Origin of the sequence: Acinetobacter sp. 1566109, from assembly GCF_000582255.1 — a bacterium.
Lineage (GTDB): Bacteria > Pseudomonadota > Gammaproteobacteria > Pseudomonadales > Moraxellaceae > Acinetobacter > Acinetobacter nosocomialis.
In genome coordinates this window covers 42479-68906 of the sequence record NZ_JEYB01000010.1, presented here as the reverse complement: position 1 = coordinate 68906, position 26428 = coordinate 42479, and the positions used below count along the sequence as shown (strand labels likewise).

Annotated in this window: 26 protein-coding genes, 1 tRNA gene and 1 pseudogene; 10 read left to right on the top strand and 18 right to left on the bottom strand. The window is 37.6% G+C overall.

What is annotated here, in order from left to right:
* Positions 1 to 52 precede the first annotated feature (52 nt).
* The 3 genes and pseudogenes from J582_RS10665 (at position 53) to J582_RS10655 (ending at position 3621) form a co-directional block, all read left to right on the top strand.
* A pseudogene (locus J582_RS10665) lies at positions 53 to 2576 on the top strand (hypothetical protein).
* A gap of 93 nt (positions 2577 to 2669) precedes the next feature.
* A complete protein-coding gene (locus J582_RS10660; RefSeq protein ID WP_032047839.1) occupies positions 2670 to 3137 on the top strand; it encodes a hypothetical protein in 468 nt (155 codons plus the stop codon).
* A 22-nt stretch (positions 3138 to 3159) separates the two neighbouring features.
* Positions 3160 to 3621: a hypothetical protein gene (locus J582_RS10655; protein ID WP_227556604.1), complete on the top strand. Its 462-nt coding sequence runs from the start codon at positions 3160 to 3162 to the stop codon at positions 3619 to 3621.
* Between the two features lie 193 nt (positions 3622 to 3814).
* Here J582_RS10655 and J582_RS10650 read toward each other — a convergent pair whose 3' ends face one another.
* The 11 genes from J582_RS10650 to J582_RS10605 all read right to left on the bottom strand — a co-directional run bounded on the left by J582_RS10650 (position 3815) and on the right by J582_RS10605 (position 12096).
* Positions 3815 to 4351, bottom strand: a complete 537-nt coding sequence (locus J582_RS10650; protein WP_000263480.1) for a hypothetical protein — start codon at positions 4349 to 4351, stop codon at positions 3815 to 3817.
* Positions 4352 to 4524: 173 nt separating this feature from the next.
* On the bottom strand, positions 4525 to 4938 hold the full coding sequence (locus tag J582_RS10645; RefSeq protein WP_032047837.1) for a hypothetical protein: 414 nt from the start codon (positions 4936 to 4938) through the stop codon (positions 4525 to 4527).
* Entirely contained in the window at positions 4935 to 6302 is a 1368-nt protein-coding gene (dnaB, locus tag J582_RS10640) for a replicative DNA helicase (RefSeq protein WP_032047836.1), read from the bottom strand. Before dnaB ends, J582_RS10645 begins: the two co-directional genes overlap by 4 nt.
* On the bottom strand, positions 6299 to 7129 hold the full coding sequence (locus J582_RS10635) for a helix-turn-helix domain-containing protein (protein ID WP_032047835.1): 831 nt from the start codon (positions 7127 to 7129) through the stop codon (positions 6299 to 6301). The genes dnaB and J582_RS10635 overlap by 4 nt, the downstream gene beginning before the upstream one ends.
* Positions 7119 to 7286 (bottom strand): hypothetical protein, encoded by a 168-nt coding sequence (locus tag J582_RS26960; protein ID WP_016653609.1) that lies wholly within the window; start codon positions 7284 to 7286, stop codon positions 7119 to 7121. Before J582_RS26960 ends, J582_RS10635 begins: the two co-directional genes overlap by 11 nt.
* Positions 7279 to 7833 carry a hypothetical protein gene (locus J582_RS10630; RefSeq protein ID WP_032031682.1) on the bottom strand — a complete coding sequence of 185 codons (555 nt, stop codon included), beginning with the start codon at positions 7831 to 7833 and terminating at the stop codon, positions 7279 to 7281. Before J582_RS10630 ends, J582_RS26960 begins: the two co-directional genes overlap by 8 nt.
* Before the next feature lie 307 nt (positions 7834 to 8140).
* Positions 8141 to 8836 carry a phage antirepressor KilAC domain-containing protein gene (locus J582_RS10625; protein WP_000993471.1) on the bottom strand — a complete coding sequence of 232 codons (696 nt, stop codon included), beginning with the start codon at positions 8834 to 8836 and terminating at the stop codon, positions 8141 to 8143.
* Between the two features lie 3 nt (positions 8837 to 8839).
* Positions 8840 to 9058 carry a hypothetical protein gene (locus J582_RS10620; RefSeq protein ID WP_002013272.1) on the bottom strand — a complete coding sequence of 73 codons (219 nt, stop codon included), beginning with the start codon at positions 9056 to 9058 and terminating at the stop codon, positions 8840 to 8842.
* Positions 9059 to 9195: 137 nt separating this feature from the next.
* The gene (locus J582_RS10615) at positions 9196 to 10428 is read right to left on the bottom strand and encodes a hypothetical protein (RefSeq protein WP_000788310.1); all 1233 of its coding nucleotides are present in this window, start codon (positions 10426 to 10428) and stop codon (positions 9196 to 9198) included.
* A gap of 99 nt (positions 10429 to 10527) precedes the next feature.
* On the bottom strand, positions 10528 to 11871 hold the full coding sequence (locus tag J582_RS10610; RefSeq protein WP_171073042.1) for a tyrosine-type recombinase/integrase: 1344 nt from the start codon (positions 11869 to 11871) through the stop codon (positions 10528 to 10530).
* A 152-nt stretch (positions 11872 to 12023) separates the two neighbouring features.
* A tRNA-Arg gene (locus J582_RS10605) sits at positions 12024 to 12096 on the bottom strand.
* Positions 12097 to 12410: 314 nt separating this feature from the next.
* On the opposite strand from J582_RS10605, the gene J582_RS10600 reads away from it, so the two are divergent.
* Positions 12411 to 12665 (top strand): TIGR03643 family protein, encoded by a 255-nt coding sequence (locus J582_RS10600; protein ID WP_032047833.1) that lies wholly within the window; start codon positions 12411 to 12413, stop codon positions 12663 to 12665.
* Between the two features lie 85 nt (positions 12666 to 12750).
* Here J582_RS10600 and J582_RS25890 read toward each other — a convergent pair whose 3' ends face one another.
* Together J582_RS25890 and J582_RS10595 are read right to left on the bottom strand one after the other, a co-directional pair.
* Positions 12751 to 12891: a DUF2256 domain-containing protein gene (locus tag J582_RS25890; RefSeq protein WP_077162469.1), complete on the bottom strand. Its 141-nt coding sequence runs from the start codon at positions 12889 to 12891 to the stop codon at positions 12751 to 12753.
* Positions 12892 to 12895: 4 nt separating this feature from the next.
* Complete coding sequence (locus J582_RS10595) at positions 12896 to 14419, bottom strand: cryptochrome/photolyase family protein (RefSeq protein ID WP_031981709.1); 1524 nt, start codon at positions 14417 to 14419, stop codon at positions 12896 to 12898.
* 288 nt (positions 14420 to 14707) lie between these two features.
* Here J582_RS10595 and nudC point away from each other — a divergent pair, with 288 nt between their 5' ends.
* A complete protein-coding gene (gene nudC, locus J582_RS10590) occupies positions 14708 to 15487 on the top strand; it encodes an NAD(+) diphosphatase (RefSeq protein ID WP_031981710.1) in 780 nt (259 codons plus the stop codon).
* 97 nt (positions 15488 to 15584) lie between these two features.
* Here nudC and J582_RS10585 read toward each other — a convergent pair whose 3' ends face one another.
* Positions 15585 to 16940 (bottom strand): amino acid permease, encoded by a 1356-nt coding sequence (locus J582_RS10585; RefSeq protein WP_002016863.1) that lies wholly within the window; start codon positions 16938 to 16940, stop codon positions 15585 to 15587.
* Positions 16941 to 17318: 378 nt separating this feature from the next.
* Here J582_RS10585 and prpF point away from each other — a divergent pair, with 378 nt between their 5' ends.
* The 3 genes from prpF to J582_RS10570 all read left to right on the top strand — a co-directional run bounded on the left by prpF (position 17319) and on the right by J582_RS10570 (position 20005).
* Complete coding sequence (gene prpF, locus J582_RS10580; RefSeq protein ID WP_004885439.1) at positions 17319 to 18506, top strand: 2-methylaconitate cis-trans isomerase PrpF; 1188 nt, start codon at positions 17319 to 17321, stop codon at positions 18504 to 18506.
* A 159-nt stretch (positions 18507 to 18665) separates the two neighbouring features.
* On the top strand, positions 18666 to 19577 hold the full coding sequence (locus J582_RS10575; RefSeq protein WP_000097114.1) for a polyprenyl synthetase family protein: 912 nt from the start codon (positions 18666 to 18668) through the stop codon (positions 19575 to 19577).
* Between the two features lie 59 nt (positions 19578 to 19636).
* Complete coding sequence (locus J582_RS10570; RefSeq protein WP_004885440.1) at positions 19637 to 20005, top strand: MmcQ/YjbR family DNA-binding protein; 369 nt, start codon at positions 19637 to 19639, stop codon at positions 20003 to 20005.
* A 69-nt stretch (positions 20006 to 20074) separates the two neighbouring features.
* Here the strand turns inward: J582_RS10570 and J582_RS10565 are convergent, their stop codons facing one another.
* The 4 genes from J582_RS10565 to J582_RS10550 all read right to left on the bottom strand — a co-directional run bounded on the left by J582_RS10565 (position 20075) and on the right by J582_RS10550 (position 23136).
* Complete coding sequence (locus tag J582_RS10565) at positions 20075 to 20929, bottom strand: SPFH domain-containing protein (protein ID WP_002051299.1); 855 nt, start codon at positions 20927 to 20929, stop codon at positions 20075 to 20077.
* A 28-nt stretch (positions 20930 to 20957) separates the two neighbouring features.
* Positions 20958 to 21419, bottom strand: coding sequence for an NfeD family protein (locus J582_RS10560; protein ID WP_004885442.1), 462 nt, complete (start codon positions 21417 to 21419; stop codon positions 20958 to 20960).
* Positions 21420 to 21524: 105 nt separating this feature from the next.
* The gene (locus J582_RS10555) at positions 21525 to 22442 is read right to left on the bottom strand and encodes a patatin-like phospholipase family protein (protein ID WP_004705841.1); all 918 of its coding nucleotides are present in this window, start codon (positions 22440 to 22442) and stop codon (positions 21525 to 21527) included.
* A 67-nt stretch (positions 22443 to 22509) separates the two neighbouring features.
* Positions 22510 to 23136 carry a lysophospholipid acyltransferase family protein gene (locus tag J582_RS10550; protein ID WP_004885444.1) on the bottom strand — a complete coding sequence of 209 codons (627 nt, stop codon included), beginning with the start codon at positions 23134 to 23136 and terminating at the stop codon, positions 22510 to 22512.
* Positions 23137 to 23263: 127 nt separating this feature from the next.
* Between J582_RS10550 and J582_RS10545 the strand changes: the two genes are divergently transcribed.
* Complete coding sequence (locus J582_RS10545) at positions 23264 to 24511, top strand: MFS transporter (RefSeq protein ID WP_031981711.1); 1248 nt, start codon at positions 23264 to 23266, stop codon at positions 24509 to 24511.
* A gap of 541 nt (positions 24512 to 25052) precedes the next feature.
* Positions 25053 to 26360, top strand: a complete 1308-nt coding sequence (locus tag J582_RS10540) for a DcaP family trimeric outer membrane transporter (RefSeq protein ID WP_016805257.1) — start codon at positions 25053 to 25055, stop codon at positions 26358 to 26360.
* Positions 26361 to 26428: the final 68 nt, after the last annotated feature.

Genomic DNA, 26428 nt, shown 5'->3' with positions numbered 1-26428 from the left:
TGGGTGGATAACGTTGGTGTTGTTCCAAGTTTTAGAAAATAGGAATATGAAAATGAAAGAACAATGCAAACAGGCAGTAGCTAAAGCGCTTGGCAAGCAATCACTATCAGCTCAAGAAGCAATAAAAATTGAATCACGCATCAATGAAGCCATGCGCAACATGGCACGCAAAGATATTGATAAATGGCGCAATCTTTCTGACTCTGAAAAACTCACAGAAGCATCTAAGCAAGTTGCAATTGACATTCAAGAACAACTAAAACGCAAACATAAAATTGCTGCGAATAACATTCTTACACAGTCAAAATTTCACTAAGCTTGATCACCCTAAGCTCTCATCAATGGAAGTAATTGATCGTATGGTTGCCGCGCATGGTGATATGTCAGGTATCACATCAGTTGATTCTCTGGCTCGTGCAATATCATCAATCTATGAAGGACGTTTAACAGAATTCTATACCAATATTAAAGGAGGCTTGGGGGTTTACACAGATCCGAAGCTAGTAAGAAATATCATCCGAGAGCGTTTTGGTGAAAACACTGGTGATGCATTAGCAAAAAAGATCAGTGACAAGATGGGTGAAGTTTTTGAAGACATGCGCGAGCGATTCAACCGCAACGGTGGTGACATTGGAAGACTAGAAAATTGGGTTGTGCCTCAGACTCATGGTCTAGAAAAAATTGCTAAGGCTGGGAAGGAGCAATGGGTAAGTGATGTGCTTCCAGATCAAGATACTAGAATGTTTGTGCATGAGAACGGCGATTACTACTCACAGCAAGAAATACGTTCATTGCTTGAATATGCATATGATACGTTATCTAGTGATGGTGCAAACAAGATTGAGGTTGGCAAACAAGCAACAGGTGCTGGAACTTCAAAAGTAACTAACCGACATTCTGAAAGTCGAATCTTACATTTTAAGGATGCTGATGCATGGTTAAGATATCAGAATAAATATGGCAGCATGCAGTTTGTAGACTTGGTAAATGCTCATATCAAAGGCTTATCAAAAGATATTGCATTGGTCGAAAACCTTGGCAGTAACCCGAAAACCGCTTTAAAAATTTTGATGGATGCTGCTGCAAAAAAAGATTGGGAAAAGGGAATTGATGAGAATAAAACCAAAAGTAGTCGCAAGCGGATTGAAACTATGTTTGATGAGTTCAGTGGTGGTAACTCGCCACAGTCGCAAGTTCTTGCAAATTTAGGTACTTCATATCGCTCAATGAATATTTTCTCTATGCTTGGAGGAACTACCATCGCATCGACTACTGATCAGGCAACCATTGCTAAAACAGCTCATGTGCATGGTCTTTCATATCGTAAGGCTTTTGGAGAGTTGATTAGACAACTTAACCCAGCCAATAAAGCAGATCGGGAACTAGCGCATAGTTTAGGATTAGCGACTGAGGAAATGTTGGGATCGATTGCTCGATGGTCAGATGATGGATTGACTTCCACGCATGGCATGACTGCAAAACTGGCTCGTATCTCTAGTGGGATAGCGACTCAGGTTATGCGAGCATCTTTTCTAAATGCACTTACAGCAGCATCAAAAGTTGGGTTCACTAAACTCCTTATGGAGAAATACGGCCGCTTAAGCCGTTCTAAAGCTTGGAATGACCTAGATGTACAAGACCGTGAATTACTTTCAAATACGGGCTTAGATGAGCGAGCATGGCAGGTTTTCCAATTGGCTGAACCAGTCGTGGACCGCAAAGGCAATCAACTCATGTCAGCGCGTTCTATCTATGAAATTCCAGATGAAAAACTAACTTCATTTGGTGATCCAAAACAGGTGAAAGATCAAGTTGCCTCACAACTTCAAGCACATTTACTAGATGAGCAGGGCATGGCAGTAATTGAAGCAGGGCTTCGTGAAAAGACTCTAATAAATGTAGGTGCTAGAGGAACGATTACAGGTGAGATCTTTAGAGGGATTGTACAGTTTAAATCTTTCTCTGTGGCCTTTTTAATGCGTCATGGGAGCCGCACAATGGCCCAAGAAGGCTTAAAAGGTAAGGCAGCATATGCAATCCCATTATTTGTGATGACTACATTACTTGGCGGGTTGGTAGTTCAATTAAAAGAGTTGCTTAACGGTAATGACCCCCAAACCATGTGGGATAGTGACAACCCTAAAAAAGCAAGTAACTTCTTTATTAGGTCTGCCGTACAGGGTGGCGGGTTATCATTCTTAGGCGATATTTTAGTTGCTGGTACTGATACTTCGGGACGAGATGCACACTCATTTGTAGCTGGTCCACTAGGAAGTGATTTTGAGTCACTATTAAGCCTGACTGTTGGCAACATAACACAATACAATGAAGGCAAGGACACCAATTTCGGAAATGAAGCTTTCAAATTCGTGAAAGGCAAAATACCAGCACAAAATTTATGGTATACAAAAGCAGCCATTAACCGTATGGTATTTGATGAAATGCAAGACACAATTGCACCGGGCTATCGTGAGAAGGCTTTGCGTAAAGCAGAACGACAACAAGACCGCGAGCGCTTCTGGGGTGATGACATAAATGATATTAGAGCACCTGACTTTGAGAGGGTAGTGCAGTAATTTGATTAAAATAAAAGGTGTCTCTGTATATTTTATTTTCAGCTATAGTTGATATATGAGTCACTATAGATAGATATTAAAAAAGAGATTTAAATGTTATACATCTTATTAGCTGCAGTGCTTTTAGTTTTAATAGTTACTATATTTATTTTCCACAAAGCCAAAAGCAAACAAGTTTTGATTTTTGATACGCCAAAAGATTTAACGGCATTTATTCGTAGAAAATATAGCTCTCAAATCAAGCATAATCAACCTATCCACGGATTTGTTCTTGAGAATGCTTCAATACAAAGAACACTTCAAGAATCCGTTATGGGAGATTTAGGGCGTTCTGCAGTGGATGTAAAAGTGAATATTATTACTCAAGATGGATTCCAAGAAGTAAGTGCGCCATGTGGTAATTTAAAAGCTGAATTTAAAAAGGGTGACTTTGTAATTGTTCTACCAATTCATAATGAACGTCATGGCTTTTGGCATTACGTAACTGTTGCAAAGTTACAGCCTATTTATGATGGTAAGAAGAAAAGCTGGATAATAATAGAAAATTATATCCAAAATTGATTGATATAACTTAGATTCCTTTATGGCTTTAATACAAGGTAACTTTTCAATTATGAAAAAAAAATTAATCTGTTCACTATTATCTTTTATTAGTTCAGTAGTTTTAGCGACTCCAATTACTTTGCAGCATGCCAAGACCGGCTATGTAAATTCAGGAATCTGTTCCGCCGTGGTGGATATAACGATTCATGATTTTCTTGGAAACAATGACAAGCTTTATCTGGATCTTGTGGCAAAGGATAAAGCGGGGAAAATAAAAGGAACCTCTGTAAATATCATTACTTATGATGATGTTCAGAACCTTTCTGGTAAAGCATTTGGTAAAGTATTTATAGAGTCTGAAGATATGTGTGAGGCAGATCGTACTTGGACAATCCAAGTTAAGCGCGCCATCTTAGTTATAGATGGTAAAAGAGAAGATTTACTGAAGGCTAAAAAAGTTCAGATTGATGATTTTCAACCTATGAAAATTGTTGCCAAGTAATACATAATAAATTGTTCAAAAAATAACAAAATCTACTGTTACACGATAAAAAAAGGACAATTAAAGGGTGTTACATGATAATTGTTTGAGGTGTTACACGATAAATTTAGAAGATGTTACACGTTAAAAAGCTCTATTCGTAGTGAATAGGGCTAGTGTTAGTTGGTAGTATTTAGGTTTGCTATATGATCAATTAGTCATAATCATCTTTTAAAAATTTAGACTTCAAAAGTTCCATACGGTTCGCATCATCAACAGAAATTATTAAAGCCTCGTAAATGTAATGAATGTGTTTACTTTGCTCATTAAAATCAAATTCCTGAGATTTGTTAATTCGCTCCGATAACTTATTAGTAAGCTCTAATATCATTTCAGTTTCATTAATCTTTTGTTCCAAGATTTTTATTGTTGCCTTCAACTCCTCTTGGTCTTCTTCTGAAGTGTAAACTTTTAAAGAGTTCTCCAAGGCCCTTAATATTTCATGTTGTGCCATTAATTTAACAGTGGTTTTATCAGAAATAGCGAGGCATAAATTCAAAAATTCTAATTTCAATTCAAAATTTCTTTGACTAAAAGTATTTTTTTCTTGATCTCTAGAAATAGAAATTTGCTCTAAGACTTTTTTATAACCAGCGTACGCTAACCAAACGGCAAATACAGCAATTAAAATCTGAATTTGCCCTGAGTTATTTTCTGCCCAAGTAGAAAACCTTACTAAATGATCCCACATAATAATTCTATTTAATGAACAAAATAATTGAATTCAATATATTACCATTTGCTTCTTTGAATGTACCAATGAATCAATCCTCAATAAACTTATCAATAGGTACTTTAAACCACAGAACTAAAAGCATGGCTGTTAAGCAAATCCAAAATACTGAATCACTATTTCTTATTTTTTTATTTCTCACTTAAGGGAACAATAACGCCGTCTAACTCATCTAAAAAGTTTTGCTGACCAAGCTTGTATTTATAAGTCTGCCATTCGCCTTCACGTGGGAATCTTTCAATCCCGGTTTCACTCTTCCAAAGTTCAATAAATGCTTCACCATTTTCATAGTTAGGAACCCCACCACGTGCCCATTCACTTACAGTAGATGCACCAGATATTGGTAATACAAAGGCTATTTTCTCATGTGACCATCCTAAGCGGCCTAAATCTAGAATCATGCGGTTGAAATCTGGGCGTTTATAGCCTCGGCGCTTGATGAAGAACTCCTTTACTTTTTTCTGGGTTCTAAGATTTTTAAATCTTTCAGCAGGTGATTTCTTAAATACAGTCGAGTCTATACAACTGTTATCTACAAACATCATATTGTTGCTCCTTGGATTTGATTAAGTGCGTCATGATCTAAATTAGTAAATTGGCAGTACTTCAATTGAGCATACATGTACGCAGTACCCGGTTCGCCGTGGCGGTTTTTCCCTACTATGGCCTCAGCAATACCTCGATATTGAGATTCCTTGTTATAGATCTCATCTCGGTATAAGAAAACGATCTGGTCTGCATCCTGTTCAATTGCACCGGATTCACGTAGATCCGACAGCATTGGGCGTTTGTTTGGACGCTTCTCTAGTTCACGGTTGAGCTGAGATAATAGGACTATGACGCAATCAAACTCTTTGGCCATGGCTTTAAGTTCACCAGTGAAGTATGCAATCTTTAAATCTTCTCGGGCAAACTGTTTTGTAGTCTTCATGATCTGAAGGTAATCCACCAGCACCACACCAACGGCGCCGTACTGATGTTTTACTTTACGGATAGATTCCCTAATATTCGCTATCGAGGGGCGAGACGTATCATTGATATACATCGGTACATTTTGAAGCATTACAACAGCATTGGTATACGCCGTAAATTCGTCTTTAGGCAAAAGGTGAGGGGAGTTGCGTACTATCCCAATATCTGCTGGTGCAATGGCACAGCAGAGACGCATAGCAATTTGTTCTTTTGGCATCTCACCAGACATGATAAGGGTAGGCTTTTTCTGAATGACTGCTACATGATTTGCAATGAGTTGAAGCATCGTTGTTTTACCCATTGCTGGACGTGCAGCCACTACCATTAGGCAACCGGGCTCAACATCACCAAGCTTTTTATCAAGGTCATATATCCCAGTCTGAATACCATTAATTAGTGTTTTGCCAGCAATCGCAGCTTCCATTTTTCGGTGCATCTCAACAAACGTATTGTTTGCGGCATCATGAATATGGAAAAGGTTTTCACTACCTTGTTCTGTACTTATTTCCGCAAAGGCTGTCTGTGCATTCAAAACTAAATCACCACGACTTACGGTCAAACTACGGGCACTTTGAATGACCTTATGGGCTTGTGCTTCAACTTTGCGGCAAGTCGTAAGATCTTTTAGTTTCTCAGCATACGACATCAGGTTATAAAAGCTTGAAGGTGCATCACCTAGAAGCTGCATGATGTATTGCTCACCACCAGCAGCTTCTGAGTATCCATGCATTTCTAGCCATTGGTTTACCAATACGGCATCATAAGGCGAATTTTTTGAATCCAGATCAACTATGGCGCTAAAAATTATTTTGTGGCGTGTAGCATGAAAATCTTCTTCAGTTAGCAAGCTTTCAACCTGATTATATGAATTTGCTACAGTCATCAATGCTGCCAGAACAGCTTGCTCAATTTGTAAGTTGTGGATTGATGTATTCATTGAGCATCTCCTAATAAGCTTTTAGGCTTAGTCGGCAAATTGATAAATGGCCGAGCAGTAATAGCTTGCTGTCCAGTTTCCAAAGAAGGATGAATGCCATATTCAGGATTTTGCTTTTTATAGCGTTCAAACTTATCTACGATCCAAGCCGTGAACTTATGAAGCTTTTTGCTATCAGATAATCCACTGTTCTCAAAGTAAGAGTTGAATGCACTCAGCTCAAATTCGAAACTAGGTAGGCCAAAGATCAAATCTATATTTTGGCCGTGACCTGCCATCTTTATCTTTGTCATCAGCTGATCAACATTAGGAATCCAGTCATGCTCTTGAGAGAGATTTATTGGTAGATTCAATGGTTGGTTCTGCATCCCAAAATTGGGTACATTCAAAGTACCGTTTTGGGGATTATTCAAAATCCCGTTTTCGGGGATATTTCCATTATCGGAATCATTCCGTTTTTGGGAATGTTTAATGTTCCCACTTTTGGGTGTATTTGTTCTGGATTCAGTATCATTTTTTGAACCTGAATTATCCAGATTTTGGTTATATTCTTCACGGCCTTTTACGCCGTTTAATTTAAGTATACGGACTCTTTTTGTTGGTCCCGCACGTTCGCCGGTATCGCTAACTAGCCCAAGTTTTATGAGCTCTAATATAACTTTTTGTACTGTCTTTTTGTCTAGCATTGTGTCAGCAGCTAGGCGATCGATGCTAGGCCATGCGGTATGTTCTTCACCAGCCCGGTCTGCTAGTGAAAGCAGAACCAGACGTTGAGCAGAAGTTTTAACAGAAGCTGTCCATGACCACCGAGTTGCATCAATGCTCATCAGATCCTCCTTGCCGAATATTATTGATCATGGCATTAATGAGTCGATCTGGCGTTATACGGACAGATTCTACATATGTAGAAGATTGTGAATTTTGTTTCGGCTCTGTAGTTGGCTGAACTGAATCTTTATTAACTGGAACTTGGGATTTATCCATTTTTAGATGCCTCCCGTTCAGCTTCATACTTTTCACTTTCAATAGAAAAAGCATTAACATTGGTTTCAGCTAAATACTCAGCAATATTAATTAAATGCTCAAGTGTCGCAAAGACAGCGCCGTGAATAACATCCTTTACTGCTTCTTTAACCAAATTAACTTCTATTCTAATTTTAGAGATTAACGTTTCTAACCAAGTCGTATTTTCATGAGCAAGTGCATAAGCTCCATTTAAATCGTCAGCATCGTACTGATCATATGGTTCTTGACGATGTCTTTTAATCTCAGCGTTATATATATCGGTATGGGAGTTGGAAAGTTGAAGCGAAATTGCGATTAAATTTTCAATCTCTGTGAAGATTGAATTATCTAAATTATTCTCTTCAGCATATGTTTTAATGAAGATTGCAGACTTACTTATTTGATTGAGTAGGGTGCGAAGTTGGTTAGCCGTTTCATATGCAAGTTTATATGCATTTAATAAATTAGAAGCATTATAAAAAGGAACTGATTGTCCTGGTAATTGAATATTAATTTTTGCGTTCATGATGAATGCACTCCTTGTGTTTGTTTAGGAGCTTTACCAGTCACGACCAAATGAGGGTGGCAAAGCTGAAAAGGGTTGGTCGACAGGTACACAAGAGACCCGCACATCCGAAGATGTCCCTCTCCAGCTTCACCATAGAAATGCAGAAGCATAGAGATTTTACGCATAAAAAAAGCCCAAAGCGGACTGTATGCGCTTGTGTAATTATAGCCGACCAAAGCTAATCTAGTGATTTTGCACCAGACAGACTTAATATAGATGAATAAAATTAATTTGAAAAGGGCAAGGCTAAAAATAGTTGGATATGTCATAAAGATTCTCCAAACCTTTTAGCCAAAATTTGCATACCTTTTGGCAGAATGAAAAACTCGGTTTGAGTATAACTATATGGTTGGCCAGAGGATTTTACACCTTCTTTAAGTGAATATTTGGTTTCACAGTACCCTCGACTTTCACTGTAATAAGTTGAAGCCCTAGCATTATTTAGATAGCGATCCCAGTTGTGTTTTCTAAGCCATTCAGCTAACACTTGCTGCTTAACATTCAGAATTTTACATGCTTGCTGGAATTTTACGCCGTGTTCAGTATGAGTGATAGTTTCTATTGCTTGTGACAAGGTTTTGTTTTCTGCTGTTAGCCGTAGATTCTGTTTGGCTTGAACTTCAATAGCCTGTAAAAGGTGCTGTGGATTGTTGATATCAAATGCTGGTGTTTGCTGTTCAAGTTCATACCAACGTTTCACAATCGCAGCAGTAAATTCTGGGCAGAGTTGAGCTACTACTGTTATCGAATCCACCTTACCTTGTTCACCAGAAAATACATATTCGGTGCTTGTGCGTCCAGCTGTAGGCTTTTCCACCGTTGGTGGTAAAGTAATAACACGGCGTTCTGCTAAACGTTCAATTGTTCTTTTGACGGAGTCTAAACGTATATTGGTAATGAGAGCGATATCTGAACTCAACATTTGTTGAGAAGGTAAAATTAAACCAATAGGAGCATTCATGGTTTAAGCCTCCATTTCTGCAGCAACAGTTTTTTTGCTGTTATGCCACTCAACAATCTCTTGATAGTCAAAGAAAACGGGAGCTTGTTTTGTGGTCCCCATTTTCATTGGCTTTGGAAACGTGGGGTCTTTACGAATAGTGTGTCGAAGAGACTCACGGGTTACATCAAGTAATTGGCATACAGTACTGAATTGAATTCGAATTGGAGTTATTTGAAGCATAATTACAACCATATATTTCTAACGCTTGGTTGTATCTAAACAGTTTTGATCGTACGGACGCATAGCACGTAAATGCAAAAAACTACGGACGTAATTTTACGTACGTAGTTTTAAGGTTTTAAAATTCAATAGCTTAGTTAATTATTGATTAATAATTTTTTTCTATCATCATGCCATCCAATTAACGGTGATGTTATATCTCGTAGTCTGCGCGTATACGTATCATCTCGATCGCCGGAATAGGGTGTATTATTTTTGATCCAAATATTTGCTTTATTACTATGCTTGCCTGATTTGGGGTTAGTAACATAAACTGATTCCCATAATTGAATAGCATAAGCTAGATCAGGCGCGTATCTTTCATTGTCAGTGCTGTCTAGAATTAAATCTAGTAGGTTATATGACTTTACTGGCTCTAATGATTGTTCCGACTGTAATTGCTCAATTTGTGTATTTAAGTTTTTAATAGTTTCTCTCAGTCTTTCTATTTCTTCATTTTGCTCATTAATTCTTTTGTGCTCGACAGTGAGATTACCTTCTTCCATTATTATTAGATGCGCATTAAAACTCTGGATAAGAATTTTATTTTTCTTAAGAGTCTCTTTTAATAATTCAGCAGGGATCATTTCTGATTCACCTAAAATGCCATCTTCAGACCATGAGCTAATTAAATTATAAGAATGTAAATAATGCTGAAAGTATTTAACGAAATTCGGTTGATCTCGATAAACTTCTACGAATAGTGGATTATTCATAGAAACAATTGAAGCTGCTTCATGAATTGAGAATGATGGTTTTGAGAATAGTAGATGTTTATATTCTTCATGATTGTATTCACGCCGTAAGGCGTCAAACTTTCTTTTATCAGGATCATTAAAATTTATTCTTTTTAACTCTTCAATATGAAACACTATCTCTTTTTTAGAATATTCAATTCCTTTGTATTCCTCATCCTTCATATCCCTAATCCAAAAAAAATCCTTAACGTCATCATCATACCTACGCTCATATACGTGAAGAGATTGGTTAAGTTCTGGTTCATTAAGTGGTATTTCAGAATATTGAGATATAATTTGATCAATTTTTAATAGATTAAAAGTTTGGTTTTTTGATCGTAATTGCTCAATCAGATCCTGACTAAAAACATATCCTTGAAATGGTACGTGCCATTTAGCCTCCACTACATGTTCAGGATAATCTCTTTTATCCTCACTATGGTGTTCGCGAGTTTCTTCTATACAGACTAAATTACCATCAAGATATACACACGGATGCAGCATGCTTCTTCGGCAATAATCAATAATATCTAAGAGAGATAATGGCTCATCTGAGGCAGATAACACCTCTTCTAAAGTATAGAAATTCTTCATTCTGCCTCCCAAGGCATCCCAAAATAGGAGCTAAGCCAATCAGATTGGGTATCTGACTTTCGCTCCGTCGAGCTAGGCTTAGCAAACTGTTAAAATTGATTATTTCATCAATTTTGCATACTTAAATTGTATGATCTCTTCACCTAAAATCTGTGCTGTATAATCATATGGACTAATACTTGTTTCTTTAGTCACATCTAAATAACTACTCCACCAATTGAGCATTGTTTTTCTTTCTTCTAAGAACTCTGCTTTATGGGTATATGCAAGTCGTACATTATTACGCTCTTGATGACTCATTTGTTTTTCAACAGCATCTTTCTGGAATAGTTTACTTTGAATTAGGGCTGCACAGGCCATACCTCTAAAGCCGTGCCCACAAATTTCTGTATTTGTATCATATCCGAGACGGCGTAGAGTTTTATTGATAGTTGATTCACTCATAAAGCCATGCGGATCACCGTTTTTAGGAAAAACATTTTGAGTGTGTCCGCTGTATTTGTAGACCTCTTTTATTATTGCTAGTGCTTGGTTTGATAGAGGAATTAAATGAGGTGTTTTCATTTTCGCACCGCGATAAGAGTATTTATAACCTTCTACAAAATCTCTAGTTGGGGGAATGGTCCAAATAGCTTTTTCAAAATCAAACTCTTCCCACCTTGCAAATCTGATTTCACTTGAACGAGCAAAAGTATGTAAGGCAAATTCAACACATAGCCGAGTAAGTGGATGACCAGTGTCGGAAGCTAATTTAGCTTGTAACTCGGGCAATCTTTCTAATGGTAATTGAGGATGATGTTTGGTTTTCTTTGAAAGGATGAAAATATCTTGAAGACCATAGGCTGGATTACTTTCAATAAATCCTTTCGACATTGCAAATGCAAAAATACTTGTTAGCCGTTGCCGGGTTTTTTTTACAACTTCGGTATAACCTAAGTCTTCAATACTTTTGATTACTTGAATTAGTTCTTTTGGCTTGATTGCATCAATAGGCTTTTTCCCAAGTTTTGGGAAAACATACTCTTCCATATTCTTAAGAGCCCTTTCTGCTGTTTCAGTTCCCCAACGTCCAGTACTTTTATATGCTGTATGCCATTCTCGAGCTATAGATTCAAAATTATATTTATTGTCTAGTTTAGCCTTTTGTATTTCGTTGTATTCAATTGGATCTATTCCATTAGCTAATAGTGTCTCCAATTCACGGCGCTTATCTCTGGCAGCTTTTAAACTTAAAGCAGGGAAGTTGCCCAAAGTCATTAAGCCATCTTTACCATTAGCTCTTTTATATTTAAATCGCCATACTTTTGAGCCACTTTTACGAATGAATAGAATCAACCCATGACCATCGTATAAGGAATAATCCTTTTCCTGCGGCTTTGCACCAGTGCATTTGGAGTCGGATAGCGGAATAGTTTTCTTAGCCATAGCAGAATAAGGATACATATTGAGTAGAACTCCATATATCCTCAATCATATCCTTAAACATTGCAACTATATCCTTATATATTTATCTATATTCTTCTATGATTAAAATTTATATATTTGAATATAAAATAATTTTAACTAAATTATTTTATATTTTGCTATTAGGTTTGTGCGCCCTGCGGGACTCGAACCCACGTCGGTCGCTTAGGAGGCAACTGCTCTATCCAGTTAAGCTAAGGGCGCATAATTTTATGATTATAAACAAAAAAGCTATTGCTAAGGCAATGGCTTTTTTCATGTTTTAGGTATTAAAAATTTTGCCATAGTGGCTAATAAAAAGTTAAACCACTCAAAGGTTTTAGAACTGTTTATGTCTTATATAAAAAAATAGAGTTTATAAAGCAAAAAAATCACAAAAAATTCATGTTTGCCTTTCTATGATCTGAAGCAAAACACGAAAACATTCAAAGCAAGCAATCGGGTCAGTGAAGCTATTTCCGAAAGGTTGTTTGTTAAAGAATCAGATTTGGTTACAGCATAATTTAAAAGGGCATAACATGAAAAAAATTGATGAACATGACTTATCTAGAATTATTGAAATGGCATGGGAAGATCGAACCCCATTTGAAGCAATTGAGCGAGAGTATGGCTTGCGTGAAAGTGAAGTTATTCGTTTAATGAGATACAACTTAAAATCGAGCAGTTTTAAACTCTGGCGCAAGCGTATGGCAGGGCGTAAAACCAAGCATCAGCAATTACGTTCATCAGAAGTTGAAAGAGCTTACTGTTCTCGCCAGTATAAATATGCTTAAGAGCATCAAATATAATCAATTGAAAGACAACTGATTCAACAATGAAGAGTAGTGTTGAATCAGTTAAAACAATCGCGTGAAATATTTACTTATTTGAGCGAGCCTGTCGTTTACATCTTTCAGAGCAATATTTTACTTCTTCCCAGCAACGCTCCCATTTTTTTCGCCAGTCAAAAGGGCGTTGACAATAGACACATATTTTCTGGGGTAGATGCTGTTTTTTCATGATCTTAAAGCTCATCAAGTTGATGAATAAGTAACTGTGCATGCTGCATAACAGAAGCTTTATCTTTCATACGATCAAGGTTTTTGTAGACCATCGCCATTCTGGGATTTTGACGAAATATGGCCTCATGCTGGCTCATAAAATACCAATACAAGCTGTTAAATGGACAACTGTCTGGTTCAGTTTTGGTTTTGACGTTATATGTACAGTGCTGACAATAATTTGACATTTTATGTATGTAATTACCTGATGCAGCATAGGGTTTACTTGCCATGATGCCGCCATCTGCATACATCGCCATGCCTAAAGTATTCGGTAATTCGACCCATTCATAAGCATCGACATAAACTGCTAAATACCATTCGCAAATTTCAGATGGATTTACACCAGCTAAAAGCGCAAAGTTGCCTGTAATCATTAAACGCTGAATATGGTGAGCATAGCCATGTTCAAAGGTATTTCTGAAACACTCGGCCATACATGCCATTTTTGTATCACCCGTCCAGTAATATTGTGGTAGCGGCATGCTGGCATGAAGGGTATTTTGATCGCTATAGTCAGGCATAGACAACCAATAGATTCCACGCACATATTCCCGCCATCCTAATATCTGGCGAATAAATCCTTCTACTGCATTTAAGGGGGCCTGTCCGTTGTAATAGGCTGTTTGAGCAGCGTCGCACACCTCTTGTGGCAATAACAATCCACAATTTAAATAAGGCGAGAGCAGACTATGAAACATAAAATCTGAACTATAAACCATGGCATCTTGATAATCGCCAAAGTGGGGTAGGTTGTTAGAAATAAAATGGTCTAAAGCAAGTAAGGCATTTTGACGGGTTGTTGCCCATTGAAAGGAATCGATATTGCCGATATGTTGAGAAAATTCTTTCTTGACCAGTTGAATAACATCTATATCAATTTGATCATGCTCAAAGGTTAATTTTGGTGGCAAAGGTGGATTGCCTGACCACGCTTTTCGATTGGCTTGATCAAAGTTCCATTGCCCGCCTACGGGTTGTTGGTCATGCATTAAATAGTGAGTTTGCTTGCGCATTTCTCGGTAAAAGTATTCCATCCTTAGCGTTTTATATTTGTTTGCCCATTGCTTGAATTGTTCTACGGTACAAAAGAAACGATCATCTTCTAAACAAATAACAGGTAGTTTTAGTGAGTTAGACCATGAAGTATCGATTTCATGCTGTAAGCGATACTCACCACATTGGGTAACGATGAGAGTATTTGCCGAGAAGTGTTGTTGCTGCAAAGCAATAAAGTCGACTAACTTTTTTATATGACTTTCGCGCTTAAATGTGTGATAACGGATTTTCCAGCCCTGTGCTTTTAATTCTTTTGCAAAGTGTCGCATTGCACTAAAAATCAGCGCTATTTTTTGTGGATGATGAGCAACATAAGATGTTTCCTCAAGTACTTCAGCCATCAAAATAATGTCTTCATTTTGGTTTAAATACTTGAGCGTTGCGAGTTGGTGATTTAATTGATCACCCAGAATTAAACCAAATCGCATATTTTTGCTTCATGAGATGGGACTAAAACTAGTCTAAATTTTTAGAGATCAATTTTATGTGAAGCAGTGCTTCTAAGTTCATCACTGGTCAGTTAGCTATAAAGTCATAGATATAACTTAAAAGCATAGCATGCGTGAATAAAATGTGATTTTAATCAAAAAGATACAAATTAAATAAATTGAAGATGTTTGCCAGTATGCGTAAGATTTTTGAAAAATATGTTTTAAGTCTGATCCTTTTGAAGAAGCTATAGAGGCCGTCGAAAGGTTCTTCACTCGAGTATATAAATGGATACCAACAACCTTCCTATTGCTTATATTTTTCAGCAACAACAACTTTTGGTTGATGCGAATTTTAATTTGCCTTGCCTTAAACAGCAGGAACATGATTTACATATACAAGCAGACCCTCAAGTAATAGCAAGAGATTTCCAAGAAGGTGAACCTATACCAAATGGATATCAGTTCATACCTATTCGCCAACTCTTACAATATTGGACTAAACCGCAGTTTGAACAGGCGAGTCGTGCTTTTCAGTTACTAGAGTGGCGTCGTAATCATCAGTTTTGTAGCCGTTGTGGGCATAAAACCCAGCAGCATAAGACTGAATATTCTATGACTTGTCCAGCATGTAGTTTTAGTCAATATCCTAGAGTTAACCCTTGTGTGATTACTATTATTACACGTGGAGAGAACGAGATTTTGCTGGCTAAAAATGCCAGAAATACAACCCAGATGTATAGTTTAATCGCTGGCTTTGTCGAGGTAGGGGAAACACTAGAAGATGCTGTGCGACGTGAAACATTAGAAGAAGTTGGATTGCACATTAAGAATATTCAGTATTTGGCGAGTCAACCATGGCCATTTCCGAGTAACTTAATGTTGGCTTTTAAAGCTGAATATGAAGCGGGCGAAATTGAAATTCAGGAGAAAGAACTGAGTGATGCTCAATTTTTCAAACTTGATCAGTTACCTGAAATTCCATTTAAGGGCAGTATTGCGCATGCAATGATTATGCATGTTATTCATGGCACACCTGTGGCTGATGATACGAAACAATGGCTCTAAATAGACATTCAAATATGGTTTTAATCTTATCGTCTTAAATAAAAAAGCCATTGTCGAGACAATGGCTTTTTTCATATTTTAAATACAAATGTTCAGATTATTGTTCTTTAGCATTGAGTACTTTAAACAAAATAAACATAAGAACAATCCAGATCGGAATCATCATTACAGACTCTTTAAAGCCTTGGCTCCACATAATGTAAAGTACAACAGCAATGAAACCTAAAACCAAATAGTTACTAAATGGTGCCCAAAGTGCAGGGAAGTGAGTTTTTTGACCGAGTTTTTTCATTGCTGATTTAAACTTAAGGTGAGTCATACTGATCATCGCCCAGTTCAATACCAATGCTCCAACTACAATGTACATTAAGTGACTTAAAGCATCCTCAGGTACAAAGTAATTTAAAAGAACACAGCCAAAAATAAGTAATGCAGATAACAAAACTGCTGGTACAGGTACACCTTGTTTATTTACTTTCTTGAAAATTTTTGGCGCGTTACCCTGTTGAGCTAAACCGTAAAGCATACGGCTATTGGCAAACATCCCACTGTTATAAACAGAGAGGGCCGCGGTTAAAATAATAAAGTTCAGTAAATGTGCAGCCCAACCAATACCCATTTGGCTAAAAATCATAACAAATGGACTTTTATCGAGACCGCCAAGATCTAACTGGTTCCACGGCACTAATGAAAGTAAGATCGCTAGTGAACCGATATAGAAAATCAAGATACGGAAAACAACTTGGTTAATTGCTTTTGGAATGGTCTTTTTCGGATCTTTTGCTTCTGCCGCAGCCATACCAATCAGTTCAATACCACCAAAGGCGAACATCAAGAAAGCCAACATGTAGAAGAGGCCACTAAAGCCATTTGGAAAAAATCCACCATGAGACCACAGGTTACTAAATGAAATGCTTGAACCCACATCTGCTGTAAATAGCAAATAAAGGCCAAAAACAATCATAGAGATAACAGCAGCAACTTTAATAATAGCGAGCCAGAATTCGGACTCACCATAAAATTTGACGTTTGTAAGGTTAATTGCCGTAATCACGACAAAGAAAAATAAGACAGACGTCCATGCTGGAATATGAGGCCACCAGTAATTAATATATTTGGCTACCGCGGTGAGTTCACTCATCGCAACCAGAACATAGAGCATCCAATAATTCCATCCAGCTAAAAATCCGGGAAATTTTCCCCAGTACTTATAAGCAAAATGGCTGAACGATCCTGCAACAGGTTCTTCAACAATCATTTCTCCCAGGTGGCGCATAATTAAAAAAGCAATTAAGCCACCAATGGCATATCCTAAAATAATGGATGGTCCCGCAGATTGAATCACTTGCGCCGAGCCTAAAAATAATCCGGTACCAATTGCTCCACCCATAGCAATTAATTGGATATGTCGATTTTTTAGTCCTCGTTGCAGTGTAGAAGATTCGTTGGTCAAAGGTCTTCACTCACTATGAATAAGTAAATTATTCTAATAGATGGATTTATTTTAGCCTAGACTACAAATTAACAAGCGGTGACTGAAAAGTAACACTAAAAAATATTTAAAATCATTAACTTGCTTTTAATAATTTAAAAATGATTAAAAAATATTCTAAAAATATATTTTTGATAGACTCTTTTTTTCATGATTTTGCTTAATTCGGTCATTGCGAGCATGAATCTAAATTCTCAAAATAAGTCTGCGTCAATACGATTGATGTATAAAAGCATAACGCTATCTCTAGATCACAAAACGATTTAAGATGAAGTGCATGACTAAACAAGTCTGTTTGTTTCGAGATATAAAAACACAAGAGTAAGGATAACAGTTGATATGAGCTCAGTACCGCAAATTAAAATTCCAGCAACTTACATGCGTGGTGGAACCAGTAAAGGCGTATTTTTTAAACTTGATGATTTGCCGGAAAGAGCTCAGGTGGCAGGTCAAGCAAGAGATCAACTCTTACTACGTGTCATTGGTAGCCCAGATCCTTATGGAAAGCAAATTGATGGAATGGGTGGAGCGACTTCAAGTACCAGTAAAACCGTTATTCTCGCTAAAAGCACACAGCCAGATCACGATGTAGACTATTTATTTGGACAGGTTTCAATAGATCAGCCTTTTGTGGACTGGAGTGGTAACTGCGGTAATTTAACTGCTGCGGTTGGTTCATTTGCGATTTCAAATGGTTTGGTTGATGAAAATCGAATTCCTGAAAATGGTCTCTGTACTGTTCGAATTTGGCAAAAAAATATTCAAAAAACCATTATTGCTCATGTACCTATCACCAATGGTCAAGTTCAAGAAACTGGTGACTTCGAACTGGATGGAGTGACTTTCCCTGCTGCAGAAGTTCAAATTGAGTTTTTAGACCCAGCCGATGATGGTGAAGAGGGCGGTGATATGTTCCCGACAGGGAATGTTGTTGACCAATTAGACGTGCCTGAGATTGGCAGTTTCCAAGCCACATTTATTAATGCCGGTATTCCAACCATTTTCTTAAATGCAGAAGATTTAGGATACCAAGGTACAGAACTGCAAGATCATATTAATGGTGACGCCGCAGCGCTAGCACGTTTTGAAAAAATTCGTGCATATGGTGCTGTGCAAATGGGTTTAATTAAAGATATTTCAGAAGCAGCTGCACGTCAGCACACACCAAAAATTGCTTTTGTTTCTAAGCCGAAAAATTACACAGCTTCAAGCGGTAAAAACGTTTCAGAAAATGATGTCGACTTACTGGTTCGTGCTTTGTCGATGGGTAAACTTCACCATGCCATGATGGGAACAGCAGCGGTAGCAATTGGTACGGCTGCTGCCATTCCGGGTACATTGGTAAATTTAGCAGCTGGTGGTGGCGAGCGTGAAGCAGTGCGTTTTGGACATCCATCGGGAACATTACGTGTTGGTGCTCAAGCTGAACTTACAAATGGTCAATGGGTAGTGAAAAAAGCCATTATGAGCCGTAGTGCACGTGTCTTAATGGAAGGTTGGGTACGCGTTCCGGGTGACAGTTTCTAAAAGTCATTTAAATGAAAAGCCTCTCTCCCATAGAGAGGCTTTTTTACTTCTGACATCCATAACTCATCACGCACTTTTTACAGTGAATCGTGTATGATGTAGCACATGAATGTTTCATCACATTCAATAAAATTTCTCTACTGATTTTACGAGGCGACTGTGTCATCACTCTCTCAAGTTAATGCGGATGTTTTAAAACAAGCTCAACAACGTATTCAACAAGATTTATTGACAACACTCGCCGCATTTTCAATTCCTGAACCTTTAAAAAGCGCAGTACACCATGCAGTTATGCTTGGTGGAAAACGTGTGCGTCCAGCTTTGTGTTACGCCACAGCTTCTTTACAAGACAATCCAAATTTTGCGGCTGCTCGCCGTGCGGCAGTTGCGGTTGAACTTATTCATTGCTACTCCCTAGCGCATGATGATTTGCCTTGTATGGACAATGATTTACTTCGTCGTGGTCAGCCAACTTGCCATGTAGCATTTGGTGAAGATACCGCTTTACTTGCAGGTGATATTTTACAGTCGATGGCTTTTGAGGTTTTAGGGAGTCGTTTGTTTGATGAACAAGGGCAGGGAACTGATGCTGCAATTGTATTAAAGCAAATTCAAATTTTAGCAACAGCCAGCTCTAAAATGGTTTGTGGACAGGTTTTAGACCTACAAGCTGAAGCTAAACAAATTTCTCAAGACGAACTAGAAAATATCCACCGTAATAAAACGGGAGCGCTTATTCAGGCTGCCATTATGATGGGTGCAGTGACAATTTTCTCTGGAACAGATCAGGCAATTCCGAAATTACGCCAATATGGACAAGCAATTGGACTGGCTTTTCAGGTGCAAGATGATATTTTGGACATTACCTCAAGCACTGAAACTTTAGGTAAAACTGCGGGTAAGGATGAACAAGTACAAAAGTCGACTTATCCTGCTTTAATGGGACTTGAGCAAGCACAGGTTTATGCAAAAGAGTTGCATGATCAAGCTTTTGAGGCTTTAGCGCATTTTGGTGAAAATGCAAAAGAATTAGTTGAGATTTCACAATTCCTTTTAGCCCGTACCAACTAATATAAAATCAAATTAATAATCCTGCTTGTATTCATATTCAATGAATAAAGGAAATAAGAATGAATGGTGATCAGCTCCATCAAGTTGCAATAGAGATTGCGTGTAATCTTCCTTTTAGTGAGCAAAGCCAACCCTTTGGACCTGAATGCGACGTCTTTAAAATTTTAGAAAAGGTGTTTTTATTAGTAGGGGAAGGAACGGGCACAAAAATGATTACTGTTAAATGTGATCCATATAAAAGTCAGGAATATCAGGAGCTTTATCCTTTTATTATTCCGGGGTATCACATGAATAAAAAACACTGGATCTCTATTACTCCGCATAAAAACTTAACTCGTGATTTACTTCAAGATTTGATTCGCGATTCTTATGACTTAGTCGTAAAAAAGCTACCTTTGAAAGATCAAAAAAGATTAAACAACCAATAATACTCAATATGAAAACGGCGACCATCAGGTCGCCGTTTTTATTTCAATGACTTATTGAAAGCAGTTAAATTAATTATGCTTTCCCATAATGCCACGGATTGTATTTAAAACATCAGCAGGTAATACAACAGTTTTGGCATTGCTCGATTTAGCCATGTCTTGCATTGCTTTAACGTACTGTTCACCTAATAGATAAGCGACAGGTGTTTCTTTATCGCCGACTGCGCTTGTTACCATTTCAATCGCTTTTTGAGATGCTTCTGCTAAGACAACTTGTGCTTCTGCATCACGGCGAGATGCTTCTAAACGACCATCTGCTTCTAAAATTGCAGCTTGCTTTTCACCGTCAGCTCTAGTCACTGTAGCACGACGTTGACGTTCAGCAGCAGCTTGAGCTTCCATAGCAGCTTGCATGGTTGAAGATGGCTGAATATCTTGAATTTCTACAGTTTTTAAAGTGATACCCCAATCCGAAATATCATCAGAAATTGCAGCTTTTAGTTTAGCTTTAATGTGATCTCGTGAAGACAGTGCATCATCTAGATCCATTTCACCCACAATAGAACGTAATGAAGTCTGTACAAGGTTTTGAATGGCCCATGTATAGTTTTCAATACCGTACACTGCTTTTTCAGGGGTTGTTAAATTGATATAAGCTACTGCATTCATAAGCAATACAGCATTGTCACGGGTAATCACTTCTTGAGATGGAATATCAAGCACAATATCTTTAGTCGTGACTTTATAAGCTACGTCATCAATATAAGGAATAACGAAGTTCAACCCTGGATTAAGCGTGGAATGATATTTCCCTAAACGCTGAACAATCCATTTATAACCTTGAGGAACAATACGTACCCCTTTAAAAATAGTAACTGCTACAAAAGCCAAAAAGGCTAAAACAATAATGGTACCAACTGGCATGAAAATAACCTCTCTTTATCTTTAATGTTTATGAAGTACTGTGGGGCTGGACAATTAAGTCATTGCCCGAAATATCAATGACACGGACTCGATCACCGACTTTCACAGGGCTAGTGCTGCGACAGTTCCATTCATCGGCCCCTAAAATAGGCATAGGGAAACGGACAATAATTTGGTCATGAGCAAGTCCGGTTTGAATCACCATACCAATTTGTCCAATGGTGGCCTCACGAGGTAAACCTGCTTTAGTTCTATCAATCGATAAGGGTTTAATAAATTTGAACCAAAGAATGGTGCATAGCACCGATAAAATAATCCACAATACAATTTGGGTTGTAAGGCTAATATCTGGAAATAACCAATAGAGAAAGCAAACCATAATGGCTGCAATACCAAACCAGAGAGCGGCAAAAGCAGGGATAATCAGCTCAGAAAGAATAAGTAAGATACCCAATACAAACCAGTGCCAAGGTTCTACAACAAACTCCATAGATCTGCTCTTTTATATATCTTTATGATGGGTAAAAGTGATCTCATATCACTTTTACCACTGTAGCAGATGATAGTAAGTGTGGATAGAAAAAAACCACCTCAATTAAAATTTAGGACGTGGAGCTGGCTTAAATGCGGCTGGAGATTTTTTGAAATTCGCTATTGCAGTTTCAATTTGACGAATTTGGCCTTGAGCAGCTTTCTCACCCTCTAAAATAGCTTCATTACTTGATTTTAAATCGAGTGTACCTAAGTGCCCAACTTTAGGTTGGATGACTACGTTTGCTAGTTTTAACTCTTCATTAATACTTTGTTGACCCATAATATTAATGGTTTGATCAAGTAATCCCCACATATTCGCTGGGCGATTTCCTGCTGGACGTGCTGAAATATCAACCGCAATCACAATATCTGCACCCATATCACGTGCTGTTTTTACAGGAATTGGGCTAACTAATCCGCCATCTACGTACTTTTGATTGCCAATAGTGGCAGGTACAAACACGTTTGGAATACTACAAGACGCACGTACTGCTTGACCTGCATTACCTTTAATAAAGTCAGCTTTTTGACCATTATCAAGACGGGTTGCTACTGCTGCAAAACGAATTGGGAATTTCTCAATAGGCTTATTGCCCACGTTACGGTTCACATAATCTTGTAGCTTTTGCCCAAGAATAATACCTTGGCGATTAAGCGTTAAATCACGAATATCCGATTCTTGTAATTTAAGTGCAAGATTTTGGAGCTGATAAGGTGTTTGCCCACTGGCATAGATACTTCCTACAAAACTACCGGCACTTGTACCCGTAACAATTTTAGGTTTAATACCATGTGATTCTAAGACCTTGATAACACCAATATGTGAAAATCCTTTTGCTCCACCGCCGCCTAAGGCAAGTGCAATAACTGGTTCGCGTGCTTTAACTGAAGTGGTCGGTGTTGGTGTTTTGCTGAATTTATCACAGCCAAATAAGGCTAAAGAGATAAATCCGATACTGGCAAATTGAGCAATTTTCATCTTTGAAAAACAATCTATAGCAAGATAAATTAAGATGGCCCATCAGACCAGATTCGTTCAATTTTTGCTAGGTTTTTTTCACAAGATTTTGTAAAGGTTCTGCAAGCCAATTACGATTTTTCGGTGATATTTTTCCATCATAACGCTCAAAAATTTTGGCGAGATCTTCATCATAATTTCCGCTAGGAGTTAAATAGCCTAAGCAGTGAATAGTCTTGCGATCATAATCAAAAGAGAACATCACAATTGGGATATTAGCCTTTGCAGCAATATGGTAAAAGCCACTCTTCATTTTTTTTGCTTTCTTACGTGTGCCTTCTGGCGCCATTCCAATCCAGATCTTGTCATAATCCTGAATGGTTGCAACCACCTGTTCAGTCAGTCCATTGGCAGAGTCACGTTTTACCGGAATAACACCTGCCCAATCTAAAACACGTTTAAAAGGAGGCTTAAATAAGCTGTCTTTACCTAGTACTGTAATTTGAATGCCAAGCCCAAAAATAGCTAAAAAACCATACCAGCCATCAATATTGGATGTATGAGGAGAAATAATGGCTACAGCCTTAGGAAAGTTAGGAACTTCACCTTCTATAGTCCAGCCTTGAGCCAAAAAAAGTTTTTTAAATAATGCTCGACTTAAAGCATTACCACGTTGAGGGACCTGTGGAGGTAGCTTAGGGAAATGTTGTTCCATATTTTTAAGTTTTAAATCATCCTTTGTTTTATCTTAATCTTTTGAAATCTATGCTTCATTGGCAAAATGTAAGATTACGCATGGTATTTCATGTTATTACCGCACAAAGAAATAAAAGTAGGTATATATGTTTCGACAGCAAAATCTTTATCTTTTGCTATTTTCCTTATATTGGGCGCAAGGTCTACCTGTGGGTTTTATGACCCATGCTTTGCCCGTAATATTAAGAGCTCAAGGTGTATCACTCGCGCATATTGGTGGTTTTGGGCTGCTTATGGTGCCTTGGTCAATCAAAATATTTTGGGCACCGTGGGTGGATCGACACGCAATTTCCCGTTTAGGTCATTATCGTAGCTGGATTTTACCCACTCAGCTTTTAACGGTGGCAGTAATTTGTATTTTATCTTTTTTTCCTATTCAGGCTTTAGATCAGCCTTTGTACTTATTTATATTTTTTATTGCACTGTTATTTATGAACTCGACGGGCGCAACTCAAGATATTGCAACCGATGCTTTAGCTGTCAATTTATTACAACATGATCAGCAACATTGGGGAAATACATTTCAAGTTGTAGGCTCTCGGCTTGGTTTTATTGTAGGTGGGGGAGCTGTGTTATGGTGTTTAGATTGGTTGTCATGGCAGCCAACTTTTTTATTATTAGCTGCTTTAGTATTTATCAATACTCTACCTGTTTTACTATTCAAAGAACCTCCTCATACTTCTCATTCTGACAATCAATCTAGCCAGCCAAATTTATTGATAAAAATTAAGTCTTATTTGAGTTATTTTTCTCAAAATAAAGAGCTTCGCTCTTGGTTAATGGTACTTATCACTTTTAAAGTGGCAGATGGCTTAGCCGGGCCATTACTTAAACCCTTAATGGTTGATATGGGATTAAGCTTTACCCAAATTGGTGTTTACATCACTATGCTAGGTGCTGTAGCTGCTTTAGTGGGGGCATTTATTGCAGGATGGGTATTAAAGTATTTTTCTAGACCAGCTACCTTAATTAGTTTTTCAATATTAAAAATCATGAGTTTAGGTGCGTATGTTTATTTGGCCTATGCTTATGAGCAGAAGATAAAAATAAATACATGGCTTATCTATTCTGTAAATGCTTTGGAAGATGCTTTTGCTGCCATGCTATTGGTTGTAATGCTAACCTTGGTTATGCATTACAGTCGAAAGAACTATGCGGGTACCGATTTTACTTTTCAGGTTTCGATTATGGCGACTGTAAGTGGGGGACTTTATACCTTGAGTGGAATCATTGGAGATGTACTTGGTTATTTCCATTATTTGATAGCTATTGTCACTATTGCTGTACTATTTTTAATTCCTATTTACGTATGGAAGGCAGCAAAAGCTGTATAAAAAGTGATATTAAGCTGATGAAATAAAGAAACTTAATTCATATTAAGTTAAGCTAAAAAGTTGTGCTTATAACTTTACTCATTCTTTTAAAAATGTATATTTTTAGCTATTCAAATGGCTTATTAATTGTGCCATCTTGTTTGGGTAGCAAATGGACGCTAGAAAGGAAAAAAGGATGGAAGTAACAAGAAAAATTATGTGAATCAAGCAACGTCGGTAAAAAAATATTCACTTAGACGGTTTATTAGCCTAAAGTCTAAAAAAGAATAATGAAATAATGATTTAATCATTCTATAAGATAAGAGAGTTGTGTAGGATTCGTTACAACATGAAGTCAAGGTAAAAGTTCTGTAAACAAAAGTATGTCTTGCTTCTTTTGATTTGGAATTTTTAATCTTACCCAGCGTTAAAATTGGTTTTGATTGCGGTAATAAAATTAATGCAATCAAATTTGGAGAATAGTTGATTTTTTAGTGCTCAATGGTCACCGAATCAACTTGGCATGGATAAGCAACATAAAATATATTTTTAGGAGTTTTTGATGGATCTATTCCTTAATCGTAAATCGTTTGTTGTTAAAAGTTTAGCTATTACAGTAACAGCTTTAATGATGAGTGGGGCAAATGCGGCAACCTCTGAAAAAGAGGAAATTCAAAAACTTCGTCAAGAAGTTGAAGCATTAAAAGCATTAGTTAAAGAACAGCGCCAAGTACAGCAGCAACAGCAACAAGTACAGCAACAACAGCAAGTGCAGTTAGCTGAAGTTAAAGCACAGCCTCAACCTGTTGCAGCTCCTGCTTCTCCATTAGCAGGTTTTAAATCTAAAGCTGGTGCTGATGTGAACCTTTATGGTTTCGTTCGTGGTGATGCTAACTATATTATCGAAGGTGCCGATAACGACTTTGGTGATGTTAGTAAAACTGATGGTAAAACAAAAGATAAATTACGTTCGACTGCTAAAACCACACGTCTTGGTTTAGATTTTAATACACCTGTTGGCGATGCTAAGGTAGGCGGTAAACTCGAAGTCGATTTTGCTGGCTCAACAACAGATTCGAATGGCTCATTACGTATTCGTCATGCTTATTTAACGTATAACGACTGGTTATTTGGTCAAACGACGTCTAACTTCTTGTCAACTCATGCACCAGAAATGATCGATTTCTCGACAAACGTTGGTGGTGGTACAAAACGTGTTCCTCAAGTACGCTATGGCTACAAGTTGGGTCCAACTACACAATTGTTTGTTTCTGCTGAAAAAGGTGATAGTACTTCAGCAACAGCCGGCGATAGCATCAAGTATAGCTTACCTGTATTAACTGCTAAAATTACTCAAGGTTATGCAGACGGTAAAGGTTCTGCATCAGCTCGTGCTTTAGTAGAAAATTATAAATCATCACTTGGTGATGATAATAAAACTGGTTGGGGTATTGCTGCAGGTACAGACTTTAAAGTTTCTGATCCTTTAAAAGTTTTTGCTGATGTTTCATATGTAGTTGGTGATAGTAGCTATTTATATGGCAGTAATGCTGCTTATGCTGTAGCTCCTAATAAAGATATTGAGCAAAATAAATTTGTTGCTGTACAAGTAGGTGGTACTTATAAAATTTTACCTAACTTGCGTTCAACTTTAGCGTACGGTGCAGAGTTTGCTGATGACGGCACTGATTATGCAAAAGTATATACAGCTGGTAATGAAAAAGTTCAGCAAGCATGGATTAACTTCATCTATACACCTGTTAAACCAATTGATTTAGGCCTTGAATATGTCAATGGTAAACGTGAAACGTTTGCTGGCCAGTCTTATAAAGATAACCGTATTGGTTTAATGGCTAAGTATAGCTTCTAATTTCTCAATGCTTCTTAGCTAATTGAGTCGAGATTCATATGAGTCTCGACTCATTTTTTTAATTGAAA

What these genes read in the sequence shown, in the direction of transcription:
- J582_RS10660 (WP_032047839.1), top strand. Translation starts at nt 2,670, where the DNA reads ATGTTATACATCTTATTAGCTGCAGTGCTTTTAGTTTTAATAGTTACT.
- J582_RS10655 (WP_227556604.1), top strand. Translation starts at nt 3,160, where the DNA reads ATGGCTTTAATACAAGGTAACTTTTCAATTATGAAAAAAAAATTAATC.
- J582_RS10650 (WP_000263480.1), bottom strand. Translation starts at nt 4,351, where the DNA reads ATGTGGGATCATTTAGTAAGGTTTTCTACTTGGGCAGAAAATAACTCA.
- J582_RS10645 (WP_032047837.1), bottom strand. Translation starts at nt 4,938, where the DNA reads ATGATGTTTGTAGATAACAGTTGTATAGACTCGACTGTATTTAAGAAA.
- dnaB (WP_032047836.1), bottom strand. Translation starts at nt 6,302, where the DNA reads ATGAATACATCAATCCACAACTTACAAATTGAGCAAGCTGTTCTGGCA.
- J582_RS10635 (WP_032047835.1), bottom strand. Translation starts at nt 7,129, where the DNA reads ATGAGCATTGATGCAACTCGGTGGTCATGGACAGCTTCTGTTAAAACT.
- J582_RS26960 (WP_016653609.1), bottom strand. Translation starts at nt 7,286, where the DNA reads ATGGATAAATCCCAAGTTCCAGTTAATAAAGATTCAGTTCAGCCAACT.
- J582_RS10630 (WP_032031682.1), bottom strand. Translation starts at nt 7,833, where the DNA reads ATGAACGCAAAAATTAATATTCAATTACCAGGACAATCAGTTCCTTTT.
- J582_RS10625 (WP_000993471.1), bottom strand. Translation starts at nt 8,836, where the DNA reads ATGAATGCTCCTATTGGTTTAATTTTACCTTCTCAACAAATGTTGAGT.
- J582_RS10620 (WP_002013272.1), bottom strand. Translation starts at nt 9,058, where the DNA reads ATGCTTCAAATAACTCCAATTCGAATTCAATTCAGTACTGTATGCCAA.
- J582_RS10615 (WP_000788310.1), bottom strand. Translation starts at nt 10,428, where the DNA reads ATGAAGAATTTCTATACTTTAGAAGAGGTGTTATCTGCCTCAGATGAG.
- J582_RS10610 (WP_171073042.1), bottom strand. Translation starts at nt 11,871, where the DNA reads ATGTATCCTTATTCTGCTATGGCTAAGAAAACTATTCCGCTATCCGAC.
- J582_RS10600 (WP_032047833.1), top strand. Translation starts at nt 12,411, where the DNA reads ATGAAAAAAATTGATGAACATGACTTATCTAGAATTATTGAAATGGCA.
- J582_RS25890 (WP_077162469.1), bottom strand. Translation starts at nt 12,891, where the DNA reads ATGAAAAAACAGCATCTACCCCAGAAAATATGTGTCTATTGTCAACGC.
- J582_RS10595 (WP_031981709.1), bottom strand. Translation starts at nt 14,419, where the DNA reads ATGCGATTTGGTTTAATTCTGGGTGATCAATTAAATCACCAACTCGCA.
- nudC (WP_031981710.1), top strand. Translation starts at nt 14,708, where the DNA reads ATGGATACCAACAACCTTCCTATTGCTTATATTTTTCAGCAACAACAA.
- prpF (WP_004885439.1), top strand. Translation starts at nt 17,319, where the DNA reads ATGAGCTCAGTACCGCAAATTAAAATTCCAGCAACTTACATGCGTGGT.
- J582_RS10570 (WP_004885440.1), top strand. Translation starts at nt 19,637, where the DNA reads ATGAATGGTGATCAGCTCCATCAAGTTGCAATAGAGATTGCGTGTAAT.
- J582_RS10565 (WP_002051299.1), bottom strand. Translation starts at nt 20,929, where the DNA reads ATGCCAGTTGGTACCATTATTGTTTTAGCCTTTTTGGCTTTTGTAGCA.
- J582_RS10560 (WP_004885442.1), bottom strand. Translation starts at nt 21,419, where the DNA reads ATGGAGTTTGTTGTAGAACCTTGGCACTGGTTTGTATTGGGTATCTTA.
- J582_RS10555 (WP_004705841.1), bottom strand. Translation starts at nt 22,442, where the DNA reads ATGAAAATTGCTCAATTTGCCAGTATCGGATTTATCTCTTTAGCCTTA.
- J582_RS10550 (WP_004885444.1), bottom strand. Translation starts at nt 23,136, where the DNA reads ATGGAACAACATTTCCCTAAGCTACCTCCACAGGTCCCTCAACGTGGT.
- J582_RS10545 (WP_031981711.1), top strand. Translation starts at nt 23,264, where the DNA reads ATGTTTCGACAGCAAAATCTTTATCTTTTGCTATTTTCCTTATATTGG.
- J582_RS10540 (WP_016805257.1), top strand. Translation starts at nt 25,053, where the DNA reads ATGGATCTATTCCTTAATCGTAAATCGTTTGTTGTTAAAAGTTTAGCT.